General features: G+C 64.1%; 15 protein-coding genes. 10 read left to right on the top strand and 5 right to left on the bottom strand.

Annotated elements, in window-relative coordinates; all coding sequences use genetic code 11:
* From AC1VNY_RS34230 to AC1VNY_RS34210, 5 genes are read left to right on the top strand one after another with little or no spacing between them, the layout of a single operon-like run.
* Positions 1 to 774 carry an enoyl-CoA hydratase-related protein gene (locus tag AC1VNY_RS34230; protein ID WP_482408490.1) on the top strand — a complete coding sequence of 258 codons (774 nt, stop codon included), beginning with the start codon at positions 1 to 3 and terminating at the stop codon, positions 772 to 774.
* A 40-nt stretch (positions 775 to 814) separates the two neighbouring features.
* Complete coding sequence (locus AC1VNY_RS34225; RefSeq protein ID WP_482408489.1) at positions 815 to 1,975, top strand: iron-containing alcohol dehydrogenase; 1,161 nt, start codon at positions 815 to 817, stop codon at positions 1,973 to 1,975.
* A 25-nt stretch (positions 1,976 to 2,000) separates the two neighbouring features.
* A complete protein-coding gene (locus AC1VNY_RS34220; protein WP_482408488.1) occupies positions 2,001 to 2,807 on the top strand; it encodes a glutathione S-transferase family protein in 807 nt (268 codons plus the stop codon).
* A gap of 40 nt (positions 2,808 to 2,847) precedes the next feature.
* On the top strand, positions 2,848 to 3,549 hold the full coding sequence (locus tag AC1VNY_RS34215; RefSeq protein WP_482408487.1) for an SDR family NAD(P)-dependent oxidoreductase: 702 nt from the start codon (positions 2,848 to 2,850) through the stop codon (positions 3,547 to 3,549).
* Between the two features lie 55 nt (positions 3,550 to 3,604).
* Entirely contained in the window at positions 3,605 to 4,807 is a 1,203-nt protein-coding gene (locus tag AC1VNY_RS34210; RefSeq protein ID WP_482408486.1) for an ABC transporter substrate-binding protein, read from the top strand.
* 18 nt (positions 4,808 to 4,825) lie between these two features.
* Here the strand turns inward: AC1VNY_RS34210 and AC1VNY_RS34205 are convergent, their stop codons facing one another.
* Both AC1VNY_RS34205 and AC1VNY_RS34200 read right to left on the bottom strand, forming a co-directional pair.
* Positions 4,826 to 6,382, bottom strand: a complete 1,557-nt coding sequence (locus AC1VNY_RS34205; protein ID WP_482408485.1) for a glucosamine inositolphosphorylceramide transferase family protein — start codon at positions 6,380 to 6,382, stop codon at positions 4,826 to 4,828.
* A gap of 15 nt (positions 6,383 to 6,397) precedes the next feature.
* A complete protein-coding gene (locus AC1VNY_RS34200) occupies positions 6,398 to 7,588 on the bottom strand; it encodes a glycosyltransferase family 4 protein (protein WP_482408484.1) in 1,191 nt (396 codons plus the stop codon).
* Positions 7,589 to 7,867: 279 nt separating this feature from the next.
* On the opposite strand from AC1VNY_RS34200, the gene AC1VNY_RS34195 reads away from it, so the two are divergent.
* On the top strand, positions 7,868 to 9,976 hold the full coding sequence (locus tag AC1VNY_RS34195; protein WP_482408483.1) for a GumC family protein: 2,109 nt from the start codon (positions 7,868 to 7,870) through the stop codon (positions 9,974 to 9,976).
* 107 nt (positions 9,977 to 10,083) lie between these two features.
* Here AC1VNY_RS34195 and AC1VNY_RS34190 read toward each other — a convergent pair whose 3' ends face one another.
* On the bottom strand, positions 10,084 to 11,409 hold the full coding sequence (locus AC1VNY_RS34190; RefSeq protein ID WP_482408504.1) for a lipopolysaccharide biosynthesis protein: 1,326 nt from the start codon (positions 11,407 to 11,409) through the stop codon (positions 10,084 to 10,086).
* A gap of 619 nt (positions 11,410 to 12,028) precedes the next feature.
* On the opposite strand from AC1VNY_RS34190, the gene AC1VNY_RS34185 reads away from it, so the two are divergent.
* Positions 12,029 to 13,249: an FAD-dependent oxidoreductase gene (locus tag AC1VNY_RS34185; protein WP_482408482.1), complete on the top strand. Its 1,221-nt coding sequence runs from the start codon at positions 12,029 to 12,031 to the stop codon at positions 13,247 to 13,249.
* Positions 13,250 to 13,323: 74 nt separating this feature from the next.
* Here the strand turns inward: AC1VNY_RS34185 and AC1VNY_RS34180 are convergent, their stop codons facing one another.
* The gene (locus AC1VNY_RS34180) at positions 13,324 to 14,454 is read right to left on the bottom strand and encodes a GNAT family N-acetyltransferase (protein WP_482408481.1); all 1,131 of its coding nucleotides are present in this window, start codon (positions 14,452 to 14,454) and stop codon (positions 13,324 to 13,326) included.
* A gap of 464 nt (positions 14,455 to 14,918) precedes the next feature.
* Between AC1VNY_RS34180 and AC1VNY_RS34175 the strand changes: the two genes are divergently transcribed.
* The 3 genes from AC1VNY_RS34175 to AC1VNY_RS34165 all read left to right on the top strand — a co-directional run bounded on the left by AC1VNY_RS34175 (position 14,919) and on the right by AC1VNY_RS34165 (position 18,160).
* Positions 14,919 to 15,773, top strand: a complete 855-nt coding sequence (locus tag AC1VNY_RS34175; RefSeq protein WP_482408503.1) for a WecB/TagA/CpsF family glycosyltransferase — start codon at positions 14,919 to 14,921, stop codon at positions 15,771 to 15,773.
* Between the two features lie 75 nt (positions 15,774 to 15,848).
* Complete coding sequence (locus AC1VNY_RS34170; RefSeq protein ID WP_482408480.1) at positions 15,849 to 17,138, top strand: O-antigen ligase family protein; 1,290 nt, start codon at positions 15,849 to 15,851, stop codon at positions 17,136 to 17,138.
* Positions 17,135 to 18,160 carry a glycoside hydrolase family 5 protein gene (locus AC1VNY_RS34165; RefSeq protein ID WP_482408479.1) on the top strand — a complete coding sequence of 342 codons (1,026 nt, stop codon included), beginning with the start codon at positions 17,135 to 17,137 and terminating at the stop codon, positions 18,158 to 18,160. The genes AC1VNY_RS34170 and AC1VNY_RS34165 overlap by 4 nt, the downstream gene beginning before the upstream one ends.
* Before the next feature lie 27 nt (positions 18,161 to 18,187).
* On the opposite strand, the gene AC1VNY_RS34160 is transcribed toward AC1VNY_RS34165, so the two are convergent.
* Positions 18,188 to 19,399, bottom strand: coding sequence for an amidohydrolase family protein (locus AC1VNY_RS34160; protein ID WP_482408478.1), 1,212 nt, complete (start codon positions 19,397 to 19,399; stop codon positions 18,188 to 18,190).
* Positions 19,400 to 19,401 lie beyond the last annotated feature (2 nt).

Below are 19,401 nucleotides of genomic sequence, written 5' to 3'. Positions count from 1 at the left end.
ATGACCGAGCATGTCAAGGTTGACATCGCCGCCGGCGTCATGACGCTGACCTTGCAGCGGCCCGAGAAGAAGAACGCGCTGACCGGCGCGATGTACAATGTCATGTCCGCGGCGCTCAAGCACGTGGAGGCGGATGCCTCCGTCCGGGTGATCCTGTTCCAGGGCGACGGCGACAGCTTCACCGCGGGCAATGATCTGGCTGACTTCGCAAGCCAGGCGCGCGGTGAAAGCGCTGTCGACAGTCCGGCCCACACTTTCATCGAAACCATCAGCAAGGTCGGCAAGCCGATCGTCGCGGCGGTGCAGGGCAATGCGGTCGGCGTCGGCACCACCATGCTGCTGCATTGCGACCTGGTCTATCTCGCCGAGGACGCGCGGCTGATCACGCCGTTCGTCAACCTTGCTCTGGTTCCGGAAGCGGCGTCGAGCTGGTTGTTGCCGCTTCGGATCGGGCACGCGCGCGCCTATGCGATGTTCGCGCTCGGCGAGCCGATGGATGCGCAGGGCGCGCTGGCATCGGGCCTCGCCAATGCCGTGGTGCCGCAGGCCGATCTGCGCAAGAGGGCGCATGACGCGGCGATTGCGCTGACCAGGCGGCCGGCAGGGTCGCTCGGCATGACCAAGACGCTGATGCGCGAGCAGCAACGGATCGCGGCGCAGATCGCCGAGGAAGGCGTTTTGTTCAAGCAGCGGCTGACGACGCCGGAGGCGCGCGAGGCCTTTGCCGCCTTCGCCGAACGGCGTCAGCCCGATTTCACCAAGCTGTCGGCCTGACCGGCGGCGTAACTCACGGACACATCGAGGGAGTGAAAGCATGCGCGTCACCGGCAGCCATCAATACCCGACCATGGAATCCGTGATCTACGGCAGGCCGGCAGCCGAAGCGCTGCGCGAGGAGGCCGAGCGGCTGGACGCCAGGCGCGTCTACCTGATCGCCAGCCGGACGTTGAACACCACGACCGACGAGATCGAGAAAATCCGTCAATCGCTCGGCGATCGCCATGCCGCGACCTTCGACGGCGTGCCGCAGCACACGACGCGGGACGTGGTGACGCAGATCGCGCGGCAGGCCGGCGAGGCCAAGGCCGACCTCGTCGTCGCGATCGGCGGCGGCTCGGTGGTTGATGCCGCGAAGATCGTGCTGATGTGCATGGAGCACGCGATCTTCGAGCCTGATGGCCTCGACGGCTTCGAGACCACGCCGGACCGCCGCTTCGGGCCGTTCCGCACGCCGAAAGTGCGCATGATCGCGATCCCCAGCACGCTGTCCGGCGGCGAATACAATTCCGGCGCGCTGGTCACCGATACCAGCCGCAAGCTGAAGCAGATATTCAACCATCCGATGATGATGCCGCGCAGCATCATCCTCGATCCCGCCATCACGAAATATACGCCCGAGAAGCTCTGGCTCGGTTCCGGGACGCGGGCGATGGATCACGGCATCGAGGCGATCTGCTCCAGCCGCCCCAATGTGCTGGTCGATGCGGTGTGCCAGCAGGGGCTACGCTACATGCACGACGGCCTGCTGCGCACCAAAGCTAAACCCGACGACGTGGCGGCGCGGCTGAGCTGCCAGCTCGGCTCCTGGCTGTCGGCGTTCGGATTGCAGTCGCGGGTGCCGATGGGCGCCAGTCACGCCATCGGCCATGTACTCGGCGGCACCTGCGATGTGCCGCATTATTTCTGCACCGCGGTGATGATGCCGAGCGTGCTCCGCTATAACCGCCCGGCGACGGAGGCCGCCCAGCAATCGATCGCCGCCGCGCTCGGCGCGCCGGGCCGTGACGCCGGCGAAGCCTTCGCCAGCTTCATCGCAGAGCTCGGCCTGCCGCGCCGGCTTGCCGATGTCGGCGTCGGCGAAGATCGGTTCGAGCTGATCGGCCGGAACGCCATGCTGTCGATCTTCACCCGGGCCAACCCGCAGCCGATCCGCGAACCCGGTGACGTCGTCAAGATCCTGAAGCTGGCCGCCTGAGGCATTAGCACCGGAGCAGTCCACCATGGCCGCCTTGCGCATCTTCTCCTATTTGCCGAACCCGCGCGTCTGGAAGGCAACCATCGCGGCGCGGTTCTGCGGTGTCGATGTCGAGGTCAGGGGCGCCTCCGGCAAGGAGTTGCGCGACTGGTTGTGGGACTATGATGCCCGTCCGCTGGCGGAGCATGAGCGCGCCTCGCTGTCGTCGCTGGCGCGAACCGGACGGGTCGGATTGACCGGCGCGCAGCTCTTCAAAACCGATGCGTTCATGGCGGCGCAGCCGTTCGGCAATGTGCCGGCGGCATTCGGCGCCGACGGCAAGGTCGGGATCTTCGAATCGAACAGCATCATGCGCGTGGTGGCGCGGCTCGGCGAGGCAGCGTTCCCGCTCTACGGGCGCGACGCCTATGAGGCGTCGAGGATCGACAGTTTTCTCGATGTCAGCCTGGTGTTTGCGCGGGACTCGCAGATCTATCTGCTGGCGCTGTCGGGCGGCACCGTCGATGCGGCCATTCATGCGCGGGCGAAGGATGCGTTCGCGATCTATGCGTCCGGGATCGAGCAGGCGCTGTCGCCCCGGCGTGAGGCGCTGGTCGGGAACGGCATCTCGATTGCCGACATCTGCTTTGCCGCTGAACTCGCGCTGTTCATGAACGAACACGCGCGGGCCGAGCAATTGCGCAAGCAGGGATTGGCGAAGATCCTGCATTCGGGCGTGCAGGATGAGTATCCGCTGATGTTTGCTCACTTTGACCGCCTGATCGCGCACGAGCACATCGGGCCGGACCTCAAGCCTTACGTCGAGAAGCTGCTGTCGAAGGCGGCCGCCTGACCATGAAGGCCATGGGACCGCAACGCGGAGGGTTGATCGCATGACCGCACCTGTCTGTCTGATATCCGGGGTTGGGCCCGGCACCGGCTCGGCGCTCGCCAGGAGATTCACTGAGGGCGGCTACCGCGTCGCGCTGCTCGCCAGGAACGAGGCGCGCCTCGCCGCGCTCGAGCAGCAGCTGCCGGGCGCAAAAGCCTATCGGTGCGATGTGTCCGATCCCGCGCAGGTCGAGGCGGTGGCCTCGGCCGTGGAGCGCGATCTGGGTCATCCCGCCGTGGTGATTCATAACGCCGTCGGCGGAGCGTTCGGCACCTTCCGCGAGATCGATCCGGAGATTCTCAATCGCAACTTCCAGGTCAACACGATGGGCCTGCTGTACCTGGCAAGGCGGTTCGCGCCGGCGATGATCGGTGCGGGCAAGGGCGCCATCGTCGCGACCGGCAACACCTCGGCCTTGCGCGGCAAGGCCGGTTTCGCGGGGTTCGCGCCGACCAAGGCCGCGCAGCGGATTCTCGCCGAGGCGATGGCCCGCGATCTCGGGCCGCAAGGCGTGCACGTCGCCTATCTCGTGATCGATGCCGTGATTGATCTGGAGTGGACGCGCAAGCGCTGGCCGGATCGGCCGGACGACTTCTTCATCAAGCCGAAAGCGATCGCCGACGAGGTCTGGCACGTCGCCCATCAGGATCGCAGCGCGTGGTCGTTCAATGTCGAGATCAGGCCGTTCGGCGAAGCCTGGTAGCGCCGCGCGGCGGTTGCAGGAATTGGTCAATTCATAAAAGCTCAGGAGGAATTTCATGCTGTTGAAGACGTTTGCCGTGTCCGTTGCGATGCTCGCGGCGCTTGCCGCAGCTCCAATCCGCGCCGAAACGCCAGGGGTGTCGGAGTCGGAAATCAAGGTCGGGGCGACGTTCCCGTTCAGCGGCCCGGCGTCTCCGCTCAGCAACACCGGCAGGGGCCTCATTGCCTACGTGCATTCCGTCAATGACCGCGGCGGCGTCAACGGCCGCAAGATCAACCTCATCACCTATGACGATGCCTACACGCCGCCCAAGGCCGTGGAGCAGACCCGCAAGCTGATCGAGAGCGACGAGGTGGCGTTCCTGTTCAGCCCGCTCGGCACGCCCGGCATCGGCGCGACCATCAAATACGTCACCGCGAAGAAGGTGCCGCATCTGTTCGTCGTCAGCGGCGCGACCAAGTTTGCGAACTTCACCGAGTTTCCGCTGACCACCACGGGACTGCCGAGCTACAACACCGAAGGAAAGATCTACGCCAAATACATCACGCAGACGGCGCCCGATGCGAGGATCGCGATCCTCTACCAGAACGACGATCTCGGCCGCGATTTCGTGGCCGCGTTCAAGGAGGTGCTGAAGGCCGATTTCGACAGGAAGGTGGTGACGTCGCCCTATGAGGTCACCGAGCCGACGATCGAATCCCGCGTGGTGACGCTGAAGGCGTCGGGTGCGCAGGCGTTCCTGATCGCCGGCACGCCGAAATTCGCGGCCCAGGCGATCAAGAAGACGAACGAGATCGGCTGGTCGCCGCTGACCATCGTCAACTATGTGTCGAGCTCGGTCTCCGCGACCATCGTGCCGGCGGGGGCGGACAAGGCGGTGGGCGTTGTCGTGGCGACCGTCACCAAGGATCCGAACGACAAGAAGTGGGCCGACGATCCCGGCATGAAATGGTATCGCGCCCATTTCGAGAAATATCTTCCCGGCGCCGATATCGGCGACAACAATTATCTGTTCGGCACCCAGCAGGGCCAAATTCTGGAACAGGTGCTGAAGCAGTGCGGCGACGACCTGTCGCGCGAGAACATCGTCAAGCAGGCGCGCAACATCAGGGGGCTCGTGCTGCCGACCCTGATGCCGGGCATCACCATCAACACAGGTCCGGACAACAGCATGGCCTATACGCAGCTTCAGCTGCAACGTTGGACCGGAAGCTCATGGGAGCAGTTCGGCGGCGTTCTGAGTGCCGACCCGAACTGAGCCGGGTCGACCGACGCGCTAGTGGAGCCGACGTGCGATCGGCTTCGCCAGCGTGTTTTGCCACTCCCGCTGCGCCGAGCGGTCGCTCGACCGCAGGCTCGCCAGCAAGGCGGTGGTCTTCGGCTGGACCCGCGAGCCGTCGATCACCTCGAGCTGGCCGCAGCGGTTGAGCGTGTGCAGCTTGCGTCCGGTCCACAGCGGCCCCGGCTTGAGCAGATGGCGCACGGCCTGCCGGTAGGTCGTCGGCGACAGTTCGAGCACTTCCGCAAGTCCGAGCGCCGCGCCGTATCCGTTGGTGCAGTCCTGCACCGGCCGCCACAGCCTGCCGTTGACGGTCACGAAATTGCCCGCCGGCCGGGTCGTCGCGCGATCCATCAGGATCGGATTGCTTGCATGCGGCCGCCAGGGGCCGAACAACTGCTCGGCGTAATAGATCGCCAGCGTGTCGGAATATCCGCCGGTGCCGTCGCGCCACGCTCCGAACATGTAGTAGAGGCCGTCATGCTGCGTGATGGTCGCGTCGGCGAGTTCGAGCCCGGACAGCAGCGTGCCCTGCCGTTCCCACTTGTCGGGAAAGCGCACGCATTTGTAGATCGGGACATCCCGATGCGCGGTGCTTTCCGGGATCATCCACAGTTCGCCGTTGTTCTCGATCAGGAACGGGTAGGACAGGTGCCAGGGCTCTTCGAGCACGGGCAGCACGGTGCCGACCGGTCCGTTGCCGTCGAATTCGATCGCGGAGATGATGCCCTTGCCGGTGCGGTGGTCGAGGTCTTCGAAGAACACGAAGGTCCTGCCCTGCCATTTCACCGGGACGGGATCGGCATAGAAGTGATTGCCGGGATCGCCGAGCACGTTCCAGGCAGGTCCCGACAGGTCGCCGGTCCGCCAGACATCCGCGTTCTCGGCGTAGCGCCATCCGACATGCCAATGCGGCGCGTAGCAGCAGAGACGGTAGATTTCCTTCGCGATCGAGGTCGCGACGCCGCGCAGGACAAAGGGTGCGGCATTTCGCGGCGCGCTGCCGGCCGCCGGCGCAGCCAATTGCGGGACCAGCCGCGGACCTCCCGACAGGATCGGCGGCAGCATGGAAAGCGTGCGCGCCATCACCGTTTCGAGCCCGCCGCTCAGGCCGGCGGCGATTTCCGCCGAGGGATGGCCGCGGTCCATGACCATGCCGTCGAGCTCGTTGACGATTTCAATCACCGGCAGGTCGCCGGCGAGAATGGCGGCCAGTGCGGCGGCTTCGCCCGCCTGCCCGTTGAAGCGTGGCCGGAGATAGAGCCCGGCGGAGCAGTTCGGGTCCCGCTCGGCAGTGGTGAAGTCGACCACCACATCGGGGCTGCCCATGCGCGGCCGTTCCGCAATCGTCTTCAGCCTGTCGGCATCGCCCGCCTTGCCCTTGCGCAGCACGATGCGTTCGAGCTCGAACAGCATGTCGAGGCCGGCGGGCCTCGGCCCCGGCGTCGTAGTCCAGGCGATTTGAACGGGAATATCCTGATCGCTGACGCGCAGCGTCTCGCGACGCATCCAGAGTCGCGCCTGCGCGCGATCGCAGCGAAACTCGATAATCATGTCCAGCCCGATTTCCTAGTGCGCGTCCACTCCCACGGCATTGCCGAGAATGCGGACGTATTCCTCTATCATGGCATCCAACGAATAACGCGACTTCAGGCCCACGGCACTTTGCCGCAGCTGGTCGCTCAACAAACGATTGGTCAGGACTCTCGAGACGGCGGCCGAAAACTCGGCCTCGTTCGCAGCGTCAACGAACACCGCGGCAGGCTGTCCCTGGTAGGACAGCACCTCGCGCAGCACGGGAAGATCGTTGACGACGCAGGGAATGCTGGCGCTCGCGGCTTCCACTGCGGCGAGGCCGAAGGTTTCGGCCTGCGTCGGAAATACAAAGACGTCGAGGCACGCCAGGAAATCGGCCATCTGGCGCGGTGGAATCTCGCCGATGAAGTGCAGCCGGTCCGTGACATCAAGCTCGCTCGCCAGGGCTCGCAGCCGTTCCTCATCCGCGCCTTGTCCGGCGAGGGCAAGGTGCCAGGACTGGTCGGAGGCCAGCAGGCGAATTGCCGCATCGAGCCGCTTGTGCGGATGCAGCCGTGCCGCGCAGCCGAGCAGGGTGCGATCCGGCGGCAGCTTGAACTGCTGCCGCGCGACGTTCTTCGGCAGGCTGTGTGACTTGTCGTCGAAGCCATGCGGGACGTGCGTCATGCGCGAGCGATAGGGCGCGGGATAGCGCGCGTATTCACGCTCCATGTCGCGCGAATTCAGCGTGATGCACTGGAAGAAGCCGGTCGAGCCCATGATGATGTCGGCAGCGCGCACCGGCATGCTCATCGACATCGCCGAGGACACCTGGTTGGCGATGACAGGGGCGCGGCTGACGAGGCGCGACACGCCTCCGCCGATCACATTGCCGAAGTGCTGGAAGGTCAGCACGACATCGGGCCTGAGGGTCCTGAGATGACCGGCGAGCGTCCACAGCATCCGCAGCAGCGCCAGCGGATTTCCCGGGCGGCTCGGCGCGCAATAGAATGTATTGGGCGGCTCGTCGAACGAATCCGACTTGCGGAAGAAGAACAGGTTGGCGACGTCATAGCCGCGCGCGGTCAGGCCCGCGCCGACCAGCCGCGATATCTCCTGCGCGCCGGCGTTCTCGGCCTGGGTCTGTACCAGGACGACACGCAGCTTCGGCTTGTTCTCGTTCGATTGATTGCGTGATGCGGTCGATGCCTCGCGCAATTCTGTGCTTGGCCTGTAGTGGAGCACGGCTTCCTCACCCGTCGAAGGAGTGGAGACGGCTCCCTCGCTATTGCGCGCGTGCTTATCACGCGAAGCACGCTCGTACACCGAGTAGCGCGTGTTGAGGTTACTGCTCATTTAGTGCGGTCAGACATCGCCAGCAATCGAGAGCCATTGTCTCACACAAAGGGTACAGCCGGCTCGTTAACTAATTGGTTACGGCCGCATGAAGAGGGGGTAACCGCGGATTAACCATAGATATTTACGTTGGGGCGGTACTGTCAGTTGAATTCGAGTCACAGCCTCATGAAGTTCGGTAACCGCGTAGGCTCGAGCCGTTCCGAAGCCACGGAACCCGCCGCGTCGTGGGAAACTGCCGGCGTGCCGGCCAGCCGGTCCTCTGCGGAAACCACCAAGGGCGTGCTGAGCATTCCAGGCGTGGTGGCATTTTTCCGCGAGAACGGTCAACGCATTCTGATGCTCGCCGCGGTGATCTTCGCGGTCGGCGTCATTCTGCTGATGTTGATTCCGGCGCGCTATGCCGCGACCGCGCTCGTCGTGGTCGACCCGCGCGAACAGCGCGTGACCACCGATCAGGACGTCCTGCCGGGGATCGGTCAGGACGCGGCAGCACTGCAGAGCTATGTCGAGATCGCCAAATCCGATGGATTTCTCGGGCCGCTGATCGAGCAACTCAAGGTCGCCGAGGACAGTGACATCTCCGGCGGCAGGACCGACCCCACGCGGCTGCTCGACCGGTTCCGCAACCGGCTCGATATCTCCCGGCGCGGATTGACCTATGTCATCGCCATCAAGTTCACGTCCAACAACCCGCAGCGTGCGGCGTATTACGCCAATGCGGTGGCTGAGGCCTTCGTCGCCAGCCAGCGTGGCACGCGCAGCGTGGCGACCGACGAGGCCGCCGACTGGCTGAAGAGCCGGCTCAAGACATTGGACGACCGCTTGCGGTCTTCGGAAGATGCCGTTGCGAAGTTCAAGCTCGAGCACCGGATCGTCAACGCCGGCAAGGAATCGACGACGCAACAATTGCGCGTCACCGATCTGACCCAGCAGGTCGCCGCCGCGCGCGCCCGCACCGAGGAGGCCAAGGTCCGCTATGAGCAACTGCAGCGCGACCTGAAGGCCAATGTCGACGGACCCGTCAAGCAGGACCTGCTGAGTGCGCTGCGCGCTCAGCGCTCCGCGCTCAACGACCAGATCGCACAGAAGCGCGGGGTGCTGGGCGACCGTCATCCAGACCTCGTGATGGCTCTCAGCCAGCTCAGCGATCTCAACCGGCAGATCGAGATCGAGCGGAAGAAGAACATCGACACCGCGAAGTCGGAATATGAAGCGCAGCGCGATCAGCAGAAAGCGCTCGAGGATCAGCAGAAGGCGGTCGAACAGCAAATCCTGGTCGACGGTCAGGCGCTCGTCAAGCTGCAGGGATTGCAGCGCGACGCCGATGCCAACAAGAATATCTACGAGCAATTCCTCTCGCGCTACAAGACCACCGACGAGCAGCGGCTGCTGCAGAGCTCGCAGACCAAGGTCGCATCGCCTGCGACGCCGCCGGTGCGCTCGACGCTGCCGCCGCTTCCGCTGTTGCTCGTCGCGCTCGCGATCGTCTCGCTGCTGACGTCGACCGCGATCGTCGCCGTTCCCGGTCTGAATCTTAAGCAGCTCCCGATCAAGGCCATTCCGCCGCTTCGTCGGGCCGAGGCGCCCGCACCGCCGCCGCCCGCCGCGCCGCAACCCGCGCTGCTGCCGGGATTGCCGGTGCTGGCCCGGATTCCCAACATCGCGTCGCCGGACGCCGTCAAAAGCGTCTGGCAGACCCCGATCTCGACGACGGCCGAGCCTGACCTCAGTCCGCATCTTCAGCTGCTGATCGAGAACATCGAGCAGCTTCCGGGAGACCACGGGAAGGTGGCGCTCCTGCTGTCGGTTGAGGGCGGTGCCGGCGGCAGCACCGTTGCACGGTCGCTGAACCGATCCGCCGTCAAAAGCGGCATGCTCAGCGTCCTGATCGAGATGAAAGCCAGGCGCGCCGAGGCCGCGCCGCCGCAAGGATCGGGGATCATCAAGGCCGATCTGCCGTCCGTCGTCGAGCTGCTGGGCACCAGCAGCAAGGCGCCGCCCTATCCGCCGGACGATATTCGCGCCGATTTCGGCCTGATCATCGTCGACGCATCGTCGCTTGCCCTGCAGCCGGCCGCGGTGGCGCTGGCTGCCCATGCCGACCTCGTGATCCTCGTGGTTCGCGAAGGGGCCGCCAACTCGGCTGCGATCGGCAAGGCGCGGGCCGATTTATCCGGGTATGGTTCGGTGCCGACCGCGCTGGTCGTCAATCGCGTGGCGGTCAATGCCGCCGTTCGCGATCCCCAGGGCGAAGCGCTGGGCCTGGCGAGCTGAAGGCGGTTCGGCTGAAGCTAGAGCCTTTCCGTTCCCAGAGTATCGGAACGCGGCTCTGGGTTCTTGTTCTGACGCGAGCCGGTATCCACTTCGTTCGAAAGACGCTTCTAGTCGTTGCTGTCCGCAACGCGGACCGCGTAGGCGTCACCTTTCGACGGCCACAGATGCGACAGCACCAGAATGGATGGGTCGACGCCGGTCCGCCGCCGGCACAGCACGTTGAGCGCGATGGTGGCGACGACCAGCGAAACCGTCGCCGAGATCGCGGCGCCGAGCACGCCGAGCCAGGGAATCAACACGACAAATCCCAGCAGCCGCAACGCCACATTGGCTGCGACAACGGGAACGTAATCGCGCTCATGGCCTGTCAGCTGCAGAACAGCAGCAGAAGGCCCGCCCGCCGCCTGGAAGGCCGTTCCGATCGCGAGCACGATCAACACCCACTGCTGCGCCGCAAAGTGCGGTCCGAACAGGCCGAGCAGATGGGGGGCGCCCACCCAGACAATGACGAGGCCGCTGAGCACGCAGAGAGCGGTCACCTCGGCCATCAGCTTCAGCGTATGTTCGAGCTCGTCGTGATTTTTGCTGAAGTACAGCGAGGGGAGCCGGCGCGCGCCGAACGTGTACAGCGCAGCCGACAGCATGGCGAAGATGTTGGCCAGCCGCGAGGCGGCGAAATAGACGCCGGCGGTGGCCGGATCCAGCATCCAGTAGACCAGGATGACGTCGAAATACTGGTTTGCCGCTTCGAGAATGGAGGCGAGCCAGAACCGGAATGCGCTCTTGTTCCAGCGCGAGGTCTCGAAGCGCGCCGTGACCGACCGCAGGTTCGGCAGCACCCGCACGATCGATACGATCTGCACGACGAGCCCGAGGGCCATGGCGGCCGACATCGCGCTGAACAGCTCGGCGGGGGTGAGCTGCCGGTGGCCGAACAGCACCGCGATCAGGAACAGGACGACGGCGACGCGCCAGAAGAACTCCCGATTGCCTTCGCCCATCAGGATGCTGACCAGCGATCGCGCGATCTGGCTGCCGAGCATGAGCCCTGCATTGACCGCGGTGAACGCCGAGACCGACAGGATCAAGAGCCACCACTCGCCGCGAATGCCTGCCACCGCGGCGATCGAGGCGATCGAAATCAGCATCCCGATCGCTGAGTTCTTCAGGCTCGTCAGCAGCACACCCTTGGTGAAGTCGGTCTGGCCGCGCACCTCATACTCATTGAGAAACCGAACCAGGAGCAGCTCCTGGCCGACCAGGCCCACGACCGAGGCGATCTGGGCGACGGAGAGCAGGGTTGCGAAGTGTCCAAACGCGTCGGGCGTCATCGCCCGCGCGGCCAGCGAGAACAACGCGAATGCGAGCCCGCCGCTACCAACCTTGAGCAGGATGGTCCCGGCAACGCCGCGCGTGACGTCGCGCCGTAACAATTGGAACACGGAGGCAATCACCAGAGACGTCTCAATATCCAGTCGGGGCTGTTGACCGCAGCAATCGGTGAAGCCTGGAGTGTTAATGTTCTCTTGCTAAGATTCCGTTCCTTTCGAATGGCTTCCGGGCCCAACGCAGTTGTGAACGGGGCCACGTCGCGTTGCTCCATTCTGGAACGGCGCCGCCTACCCTGTCCCCAAACGGCGCAGGTCGGATTTGCCTCCAGCGCCGGGTCCAGTGGCGCGGACCTAGCCGGATGAGACGGCGCTTGCGCGTCAACGCCATCTGTCGCTGCTCCATGGCCTGGCAATCGCCTCGCCATCCCGCTGCGGATCCTGCAAAGGTTCGGTTTCATGGCCGACCGTCGTGCAAACCATGTGCCGAGAGACCGCCGATCGTGGTCCGGACGTTTTCATTAACCTCGATTCTGGAACTCGCCGTGCTCGATCGGCAAGGCGGCACCGCAGGCAAGGAAATTGCAGTTCTGCGGCCAACCAGAGCTTTTCCCGTTCCGATGGAATCGGAACGGGGCTCCAGATTCTTGTTTTGACGCGTTTTCTTCACGCGAACCGGTATCCACTTCGCTCGAAAACGCTCTAGCCGTCGGAGCGGACAAACATGATTGCCGAGAAAAGTGTGACCAAGCCGATCGTGGCCTGCGAGGCCGAGGTCATCGAAGCGGACGTCGCAATTGTCGGAGCCGGTTTGGCAGGCTCGCTTGCAAGGGCTGTGCTCGCCCGGGCCGGGTACCGGGTCATCCTGATCGACAAGCGTTCGATCCCGCCGGATGAATTCCGCGTCGAGAAGATCGCCGGACGGCAGATCGATATCCTGCGCCGCCTCGGCTTCATCGACGACGTCGAGGCCATTGCCGCGCCCTATGACCGGGTGCTCAACATCAGGAGCGGCAAGCTGGTCGATATCGGCGTCGGCCGATCCTACGGGATTTCCTATGCCAACCTCGTCAACATGGCACGCGGCCTGACGCCCGATGCCTCGAGCTTCCTGCTCGACCAGGTGACCAATGTCAGCTGCAGCGAGGAACGTCAGCAGTTGACGCTGGCCTCCGGAAAGCGCGTCGTCTCGCGTCTGGTCATTCTGGCGACCGGTATGACGAACATGCTCGGCCACGGTCTCGGAATGCGCCGGCAGATGCTTGCTGCGCGCCACTCGGTCTCGTTCGGCTTCACGATCGCACGGCCGGACAACGCGCCGTTCGATTTCGATGCACTGACCTGCTACGGCGAGGAGGCGGCTGACGGTGTCGACTATCTCAGCCTGTTTCCGATGTCGGGCGGCATGCGCGCGAACCTGTTCATGTTCCGCGATCCGACCGATCCGATCATGCGCGAGCTGCGCCGCGACACCAGAAGGACGCTGCTTCGCCTGATGCCGGGATTGCAGCCTTATCTCGGCGATTTCGAGGTGGTCGGCCAGGTGCAGAACTGGGTCATGGATCTGACTGTGACCGAGGGCCACCTGCAGCCCGGCGTCGTGTTGATCGGCGATGCGTTTCAGACCAATTGTCCCGCAGCCGGAACCGGCGTTGGCCGACTGTTGGTGGACGTCGAACGTCTTTGCACGGACTATGTGCCGCGCTGGCTCAAGACCGCCGGTATGGGCGTGGACAAGATTGCGCAGTTCTATTCAGATCGGGACAAGCTCGCCGCCGATCAGCACTCGCTGCACCTGGCGAACTTCCGCCAGGCCTTGACGTTGAACACCGGTGTGCGCTGGAGCTTGCGGCGGAAGCTGCACTTCCTTCGCCGCATGATCACCCACCGGGTGGACCGGATTCATCCGGGATGGGTGATGCGCGTCCGCAGCGCGCTCCGCTAGCCGAGTCGTCGCGCCGAGATCATGTTCACAATGAGCTGAAGCGCGATGATGATCCGAGCCGATCTCATCGCGCTTTAGCGCGTGCCGGTCGAGGTGCGGACCGGCCTGAGGTCGGTCACACGCTTGGCGGCCTGCTTGATCCAGGGCGCCTGCTTCAAGGCAAACAGCGCGAGCGAGCCGGCCGCACTGCCGGCCTGCGTCACCGCAGACATCGGCGTCGGCTGACCGCCGAACTGCATCTTATAGGGTTCGTCACCGATGGTGAAATCGAGCACCCGGTCGCCGCGCTCGACGCAATCCCTGGCGACGCTCTCGAATGTCAGCGCGCCGATCGATTGGCTCTTGTATCCCTCGATGTCGAACGCCGTCATGACGACGAGGACGCTGCCGCGGTGGACAAGCCCAAGCGCGGTGGCGATGACGCTGCCGTCCATCTTCATGGCGTAGAGCCGGGCAAAGGAGTCCATGCCGCGAAGCGCCACGCTCGAGTAGAAATCGAAATACTCCGGTCGCTGCAACAGGTCGCCATCACCCTGTTCGTGAAACCGCGGTCCGCGAAACTTTCTCATCGTCTCCATGGCTTCGCCGACGGAAGCGCTGTCGTCGCAGCATGAGAAGGTGAGTGTGCCCTTCTTGTGGATCTGGCGCCGTTTCTTTGCCAGCTCCTTCTGGTACGACTTTCCCAATGCATTGATCTGCCATTGCTCGAACGGCGCGACCAGGACCGTCGCGTAAGCGTTGGTATCCATCAGGCTGCGGTGGGGCGCGCCGAGCAGATTCTCGATCGGCATCCTCGCGTCGAGCAGCTTGGGTATGCGCAGCAGGTCGAACGGCCGCAGCAGCTGTCGAAGCCTTTCGCAGGCACGCTGGTCTTGCAGCAGGTCGGTGAAGGTCGCGATGCTGCACACCGGCGACAGATAGTCGGACACGCGGAGATCGGCGAATTCGATGGTGCGCATCGGGCCGCGCCGCACGCGCAGCATCGGCAGCACGGCCGCAAGCGACTTGTTCGCACGATGGCGGACGGCGACGACCAGCGGTCTGGCCGACGCGGCGGGAGCGAGCTTGCGGTAAAGGCTGTCCAGCCATAGCGGATGTTGGAAGGCGGTCGCGTCCGAGCCTTCAAATAACTTCACGTACTCTTCAGACAGGAAGTCGAATGCGTCGTCGATGCTGACATCGAACGCGTCATCATTCTTGTTCATGTGAGACCAAACAAAACGACAGTTTCAAAGCGCCGATTGAATCCGGCACGCCGCCCTTTATAGCAAAGGTCGATCGGCTCGGGCAGCGGCAGAATACGATTTGTATTAACGCAATGCGTCGACCTTTGCACATTGTTGCTGGGTCGAGCCATTGCCGTCATCGTATCGACTGCGATCGGCGTCAACTCGGCGTGGCCGCGTCCCAGGGATCAGCATCGTTAACAATCCCTTAAGGATCAGCTCAATCGCGCCGTGGTGAGATAATCGCACACGGTCTGGACCGGATATTGCAGTTAAGGGCTCGCAAGTCCTGGAGTCCCGCCGAAATGCTGAGTCACAGCCAAAAAACCCGCGCTTCCTACGCAATTTCGTTCCCGCAGGCCGACCGCAAGCCGGCTCGGCGTCTCAATTCGGACATGGCTGCGCCACCTGTCCGGATTTGCGACATATTGCGGGCCGAGCAGATGTCCTCGGCGTCGACGCAGATCGGATCATTGCCACACGGTGCGAGGGAGCGGCGTATCAATCCTGTCGGCAGGGCTGCGACCGCCGGAGTTCCCCGGGCAACCATCGGTGGACTGCGGCTCGCCGTGCTCGATCGCGAGCAGACCGCCGAGTTCATGGTCGAGGCGGTGCATCCGAACCGGCGTGCCAATCGCCCGCTGTATCTGACCTCCGCCAACGGCGAGGTGCTGTCGCGCTGCTCGACCGAGCCGATGACGGACCGGCTGTTCCGTACCGCCGACCTGATCAACGCCGACGGGCAACCGTTGGTCATGGTGTCCAAGCTTCGGTCGCCGAATCCGCTTCCCGAGCGCGTCGCGACCACGGATCTGTTTCACGATGTCGCACGCAAGGCGGAAGAGTTCGGACTGACCTTCTATCTGTTCGGCGCCAACGAAGCCGAGAACAAGGCTGCCATTGCCAATGTCCGCCGGGCCTATCCGGCACTCAAGATCGTCGGCCATTCGCACGGCTATCTGCGCGGCGACGCACTGCGGGCCAAGGTCGACGAGATCAACGCCCTGGCGCCTGATTTTCTCTGGGTCGCGCTCGGCGTGCCCTATGAGCAGGCTTTCGTCGACGAGTTCATGCCTCGGCTCGGCAATGTCGGCGTCATCAAGACCTCGGGCGGGCTGTTCAACTTCCTGTCCGGCTCGCGGCCGCGTGCGCCGACATGGATGCAGATCGTCGGCCTCGAATGGGCCTGGCGCCTGTGGCTCGAGCCGCGGCGGCTGTTCTGGCGCTACCTGACGACCAATCCGCACGCGCTCTATCTGCTGTTCAACCGCACCCGATCCTCGTCAGCGAAGGACTGACGCCTCTAACGAGTGCAATGTGCCGCTCCGCTCCACCGGAGCAGCAGGCTCATTCCATGAGCGGAGTACAACCGAATGGACGGACGTGCGATCGACGGATCGATCTGGCAGGCACCGGGTGTCGGGGCGGAAAATTTTGCCAGGACCGTCGTCGGTTGGTCGATCACCATCAATGTGATCATGTCGATGGGGACCTTCCACGCCGCGCTGCTTCCAACCGAGTTGACCCTGGTGCAGCAGGCCGTCGCCCTGCTGATGTGGGGCGTTCTGATCTACGCAAGCCTGTTCATCCGTCCCTGCCTGCGGCTGGCCCTGAATCTCGACACGCTCGTGATCGTCGCGTTCTATGCGTTCGCCACTGTTTCCGTGCTGTGGACCAACCTCGGCGCGGCGGCCCTGATGAAGGCCGCGGCGCTTGCGATCACGACGCTTGGCGCGTTCTGCATGATCACCCGCCTCGATATCGACGACATCGTGACATCGGCCATCCGCGGCCTGTTCGTGCTGATCGCGGCCTCTGCGTTTTGTGCGGTCGTCCTCCCGGACATCGGGGTCGATCAGACCTGGATGCACAAGGGACAGTGGCAGGGCGTCTTCGAGTCGAAGCAAACCCTGGGCTTCGCCGGCGCCTATCTCATGTTCTTCGCCTGTTATCGAAAGATAGCGGGACAAGGATGGCTGCCGTTCCTCGTGACGTTCGTGCTGGCCTCCACCTGCGTCATGCTCTCGGAGTCGCGCGGCGCCGGCGCCCTGTCGCTGGTTGCCTGCGCGCTACTGATCACCTCCCTGTGGTCGGTCCGGTGCATGCAGGTCTACGCGATGCTGCCATGTGCCATGTGCGTCGCGGCAGCGCTATTGATCCTGTATTTCTACACGACCGGCTACGACTCGATCCATGTCTTCGACACGACGATCGATTTCACCGAGCGAACCTTCATCTGGCAGTACGCCATCAGCCATTTCGATGACGCGCCGCTGTTCGGATTCGGCATCAACGGGTTCTGGACCAATCCGGCGATCTACGACTATTTCAACCAGAACCACGGCTGGGTCCTCGACAATTATCACAACGGCTATATCGCCATTCTCGTCGAGACCGGATTCCTGGGCTATTTCCTGTTCACGGCGAGCGTCTTCCTGTTTTCCTACAAGGTGCTCTGCCTGATCGCAGGGCGGGCGATCGACCGTCTGCACTGCGCGTTGATCATCGGGTTCGTCTTCCTCAACTGCCAAACCAATTTCACCGAGACGGTCTTCCTTCGCTCGACGATGTTCACGTCGGTGCTGCTGATCGCCTTCTTCCTCGCCATTTGCCGGCCGGTGCCGTCGTTGCGCGTACATCCGCGCGAGTTGGAGCAGCCATGACCGCGTTCCGATTGCTTCTGCAAAGAGCCTTCATCATGCTGGCGGCGGCGGCGCTTGCTGTCCCGCTGATCGCGCCGGTGAACGCTGCGGGGCAGGGGGCATCGCCGGACGCGGCGGCGCTGGGGCGCGGCATCAATATTCTCGGCTATGACGGCATCTGGGAAGGCTACCAGAACGCGCCGTTCCGACTGGAAAACTTCGCCGCGATTCGCAGGGCCGGCTTTTCCCATGTCCGGATCAATTTCTTCGGCTTCAGGCATATGGATTCCGGCGACATCCTCGATGATGCCGTCCTGTGGCGCCTCGATGCCGTGATCGAGCAGGTGCTGGCGAGCAGGCTCGTTCCGATCCTCGATGAGCACGACACCGATCTCTGCCAACGCGACGTGGCCGAGTGCGGTGTGAAGCTCAAGGCATTCTGGCGCCAGATCGCATCGCGCTATGCGGGGAAATACCCGGCGCTGGTGTTCGAGATCCTGAACGAGCCCGGCGGCAACATGAGCTCGGCCGAATGGAATGCGCTGCTCGGCGATTGCCTTGCCATCATCCGGGATACCAACCCGCAGCGCAATGTCGTGGTCGCGATCCTGAACACCGAGGAGCTGCCGATCGATCAGCTGGTGCTGCCGGCCGGCGACCGAAACCTCATCGTCACGTTCCACTATTACCTGCCGCTGCAATTCACCCATCAGGGTGCGCCGTGGTCGCCGACCTTCTCGAAGATCGGTCCGTTGCGCTGGGGCTCTGCGGAAGACGAAGCCAGGGCCTCGGCCGATTTCGACAAGATCCGCTCCTGGTCCGAGAAGGAGAAGCGCCCGATCTATCTTGGCGAGTTCGGTGTCTATGAACGTGCTCCCGCGGAGAGCCGCGCGACGTATCTGTCGTTCATGGCGAGACGCGCGGAACGCAATGGCTGGGCGTGGGCTTACTGGCAGTTCGACCACGATTTTGCGGCATTCGACGGCGCCCGGCAGCGCTGGAAGGCGGACATCCTCCGCGCGATCATCCCCTCGGTCCGCTAAGCCGTTCGATTGGACGCCGCGTCCAATTCAGGATCGGCCGGCGGCCTTGACGACGCGATTGTCCCGCGCGGTGAGCACGCCGGCCTTGTAGACGGAGCGACCGGACGGCCGCGCGACCACGGCCTCCTGGATATGCGCGGCGTTCAGGGTCACGAAGTCGGCCTTGGCCCCCACATGCAGGCCGTAGTCCTCGAGCCTGAGCGCCTTGGCGCCGGCCGCGGTGATCATATCGAACGCGATCGCGAGCTCCTCATCGGTGTAGAAACCCGAGCGGTATCCGATCATCATGGCGCGGCCCAGCATGTCGCCGTCGCCATACGGCCACCAGGAGTCGCGGATGTTGTCGTTGCCGCTGAATACGGTGACGCCGGCTTTCCGCAACAGGGCGACGGGCGGGAACGGCCGGCTGCCCGGCGCATTCGTCATGATCGCCACGCCCGAGCGCGCCAGACTGTCGGCGGTCTTCTTCAGCGCGTCGGCAGGAATGTCGCCGAGCCCGTAAGCGTGGCTGACGGTGACGCGGCCCTCCATGCCGAGCGCACGGGTGCGCGCCGCGATCTGCTCGACCTCGAAGGCGCCAAGCATGCCGCCGTCATGAAGATGGATATCGACATCGACGCCGTGCGTTTGCGCGACGCCAAACACGACGTCGAGATGGCCCTCGACATCCCGGTCGAAGCTTGCGGGATCGAGCCCGCCGACGGCGTTGGCGCCGAGCTTGATCGCCTCGTCGAGCAGTTGCGGCGTGCCGGGGCTGGTGAGGATGCCGTTCTGGGGAAACGCCACGAGCTGGATGTCGATCAAATCCCTGTATTCCTCGCGAATCCCGAGGATGGTCTCCAGCGACTTCAGCCCAACAGAACCGTCGACCATGATGTGACTGCGCATCTGCGTCGTGCCATGCCCGATGCAGAGGTCGAGTTGGTTCCGCGCGCGCACGTCCATCGGAGCGGCGGCGGCAAGGTTCTCGGCCTGAAACGCCACCCGCTCATGGACGTCGAATCCGTTGGTGCAGGGACGGTGCGGCCGCCAGGCGTCGCCGTAAAAACTGGTGTCGAGATGGATGTGGCCTTCGACGAAGCCGGGCACGACCAGCGCATTGCCGAGATCGACGATCTCGATCCCGCTCGGCCGTTCGCCTATCGCCTCAATCGCAACGATGCGGCCGCCACGGACCAGCATATCGCGGCTGGTGCCGTCACCGAGCCTGGCATTGATGAAGAGTTTGTCGGCTGGCATCG

Source organism: Bradyrhizobium ferriligni (assembly GCF_056837965.1).
This window is presented reverse-complemented; position numbering and strand designations above follow the sequence as displayed.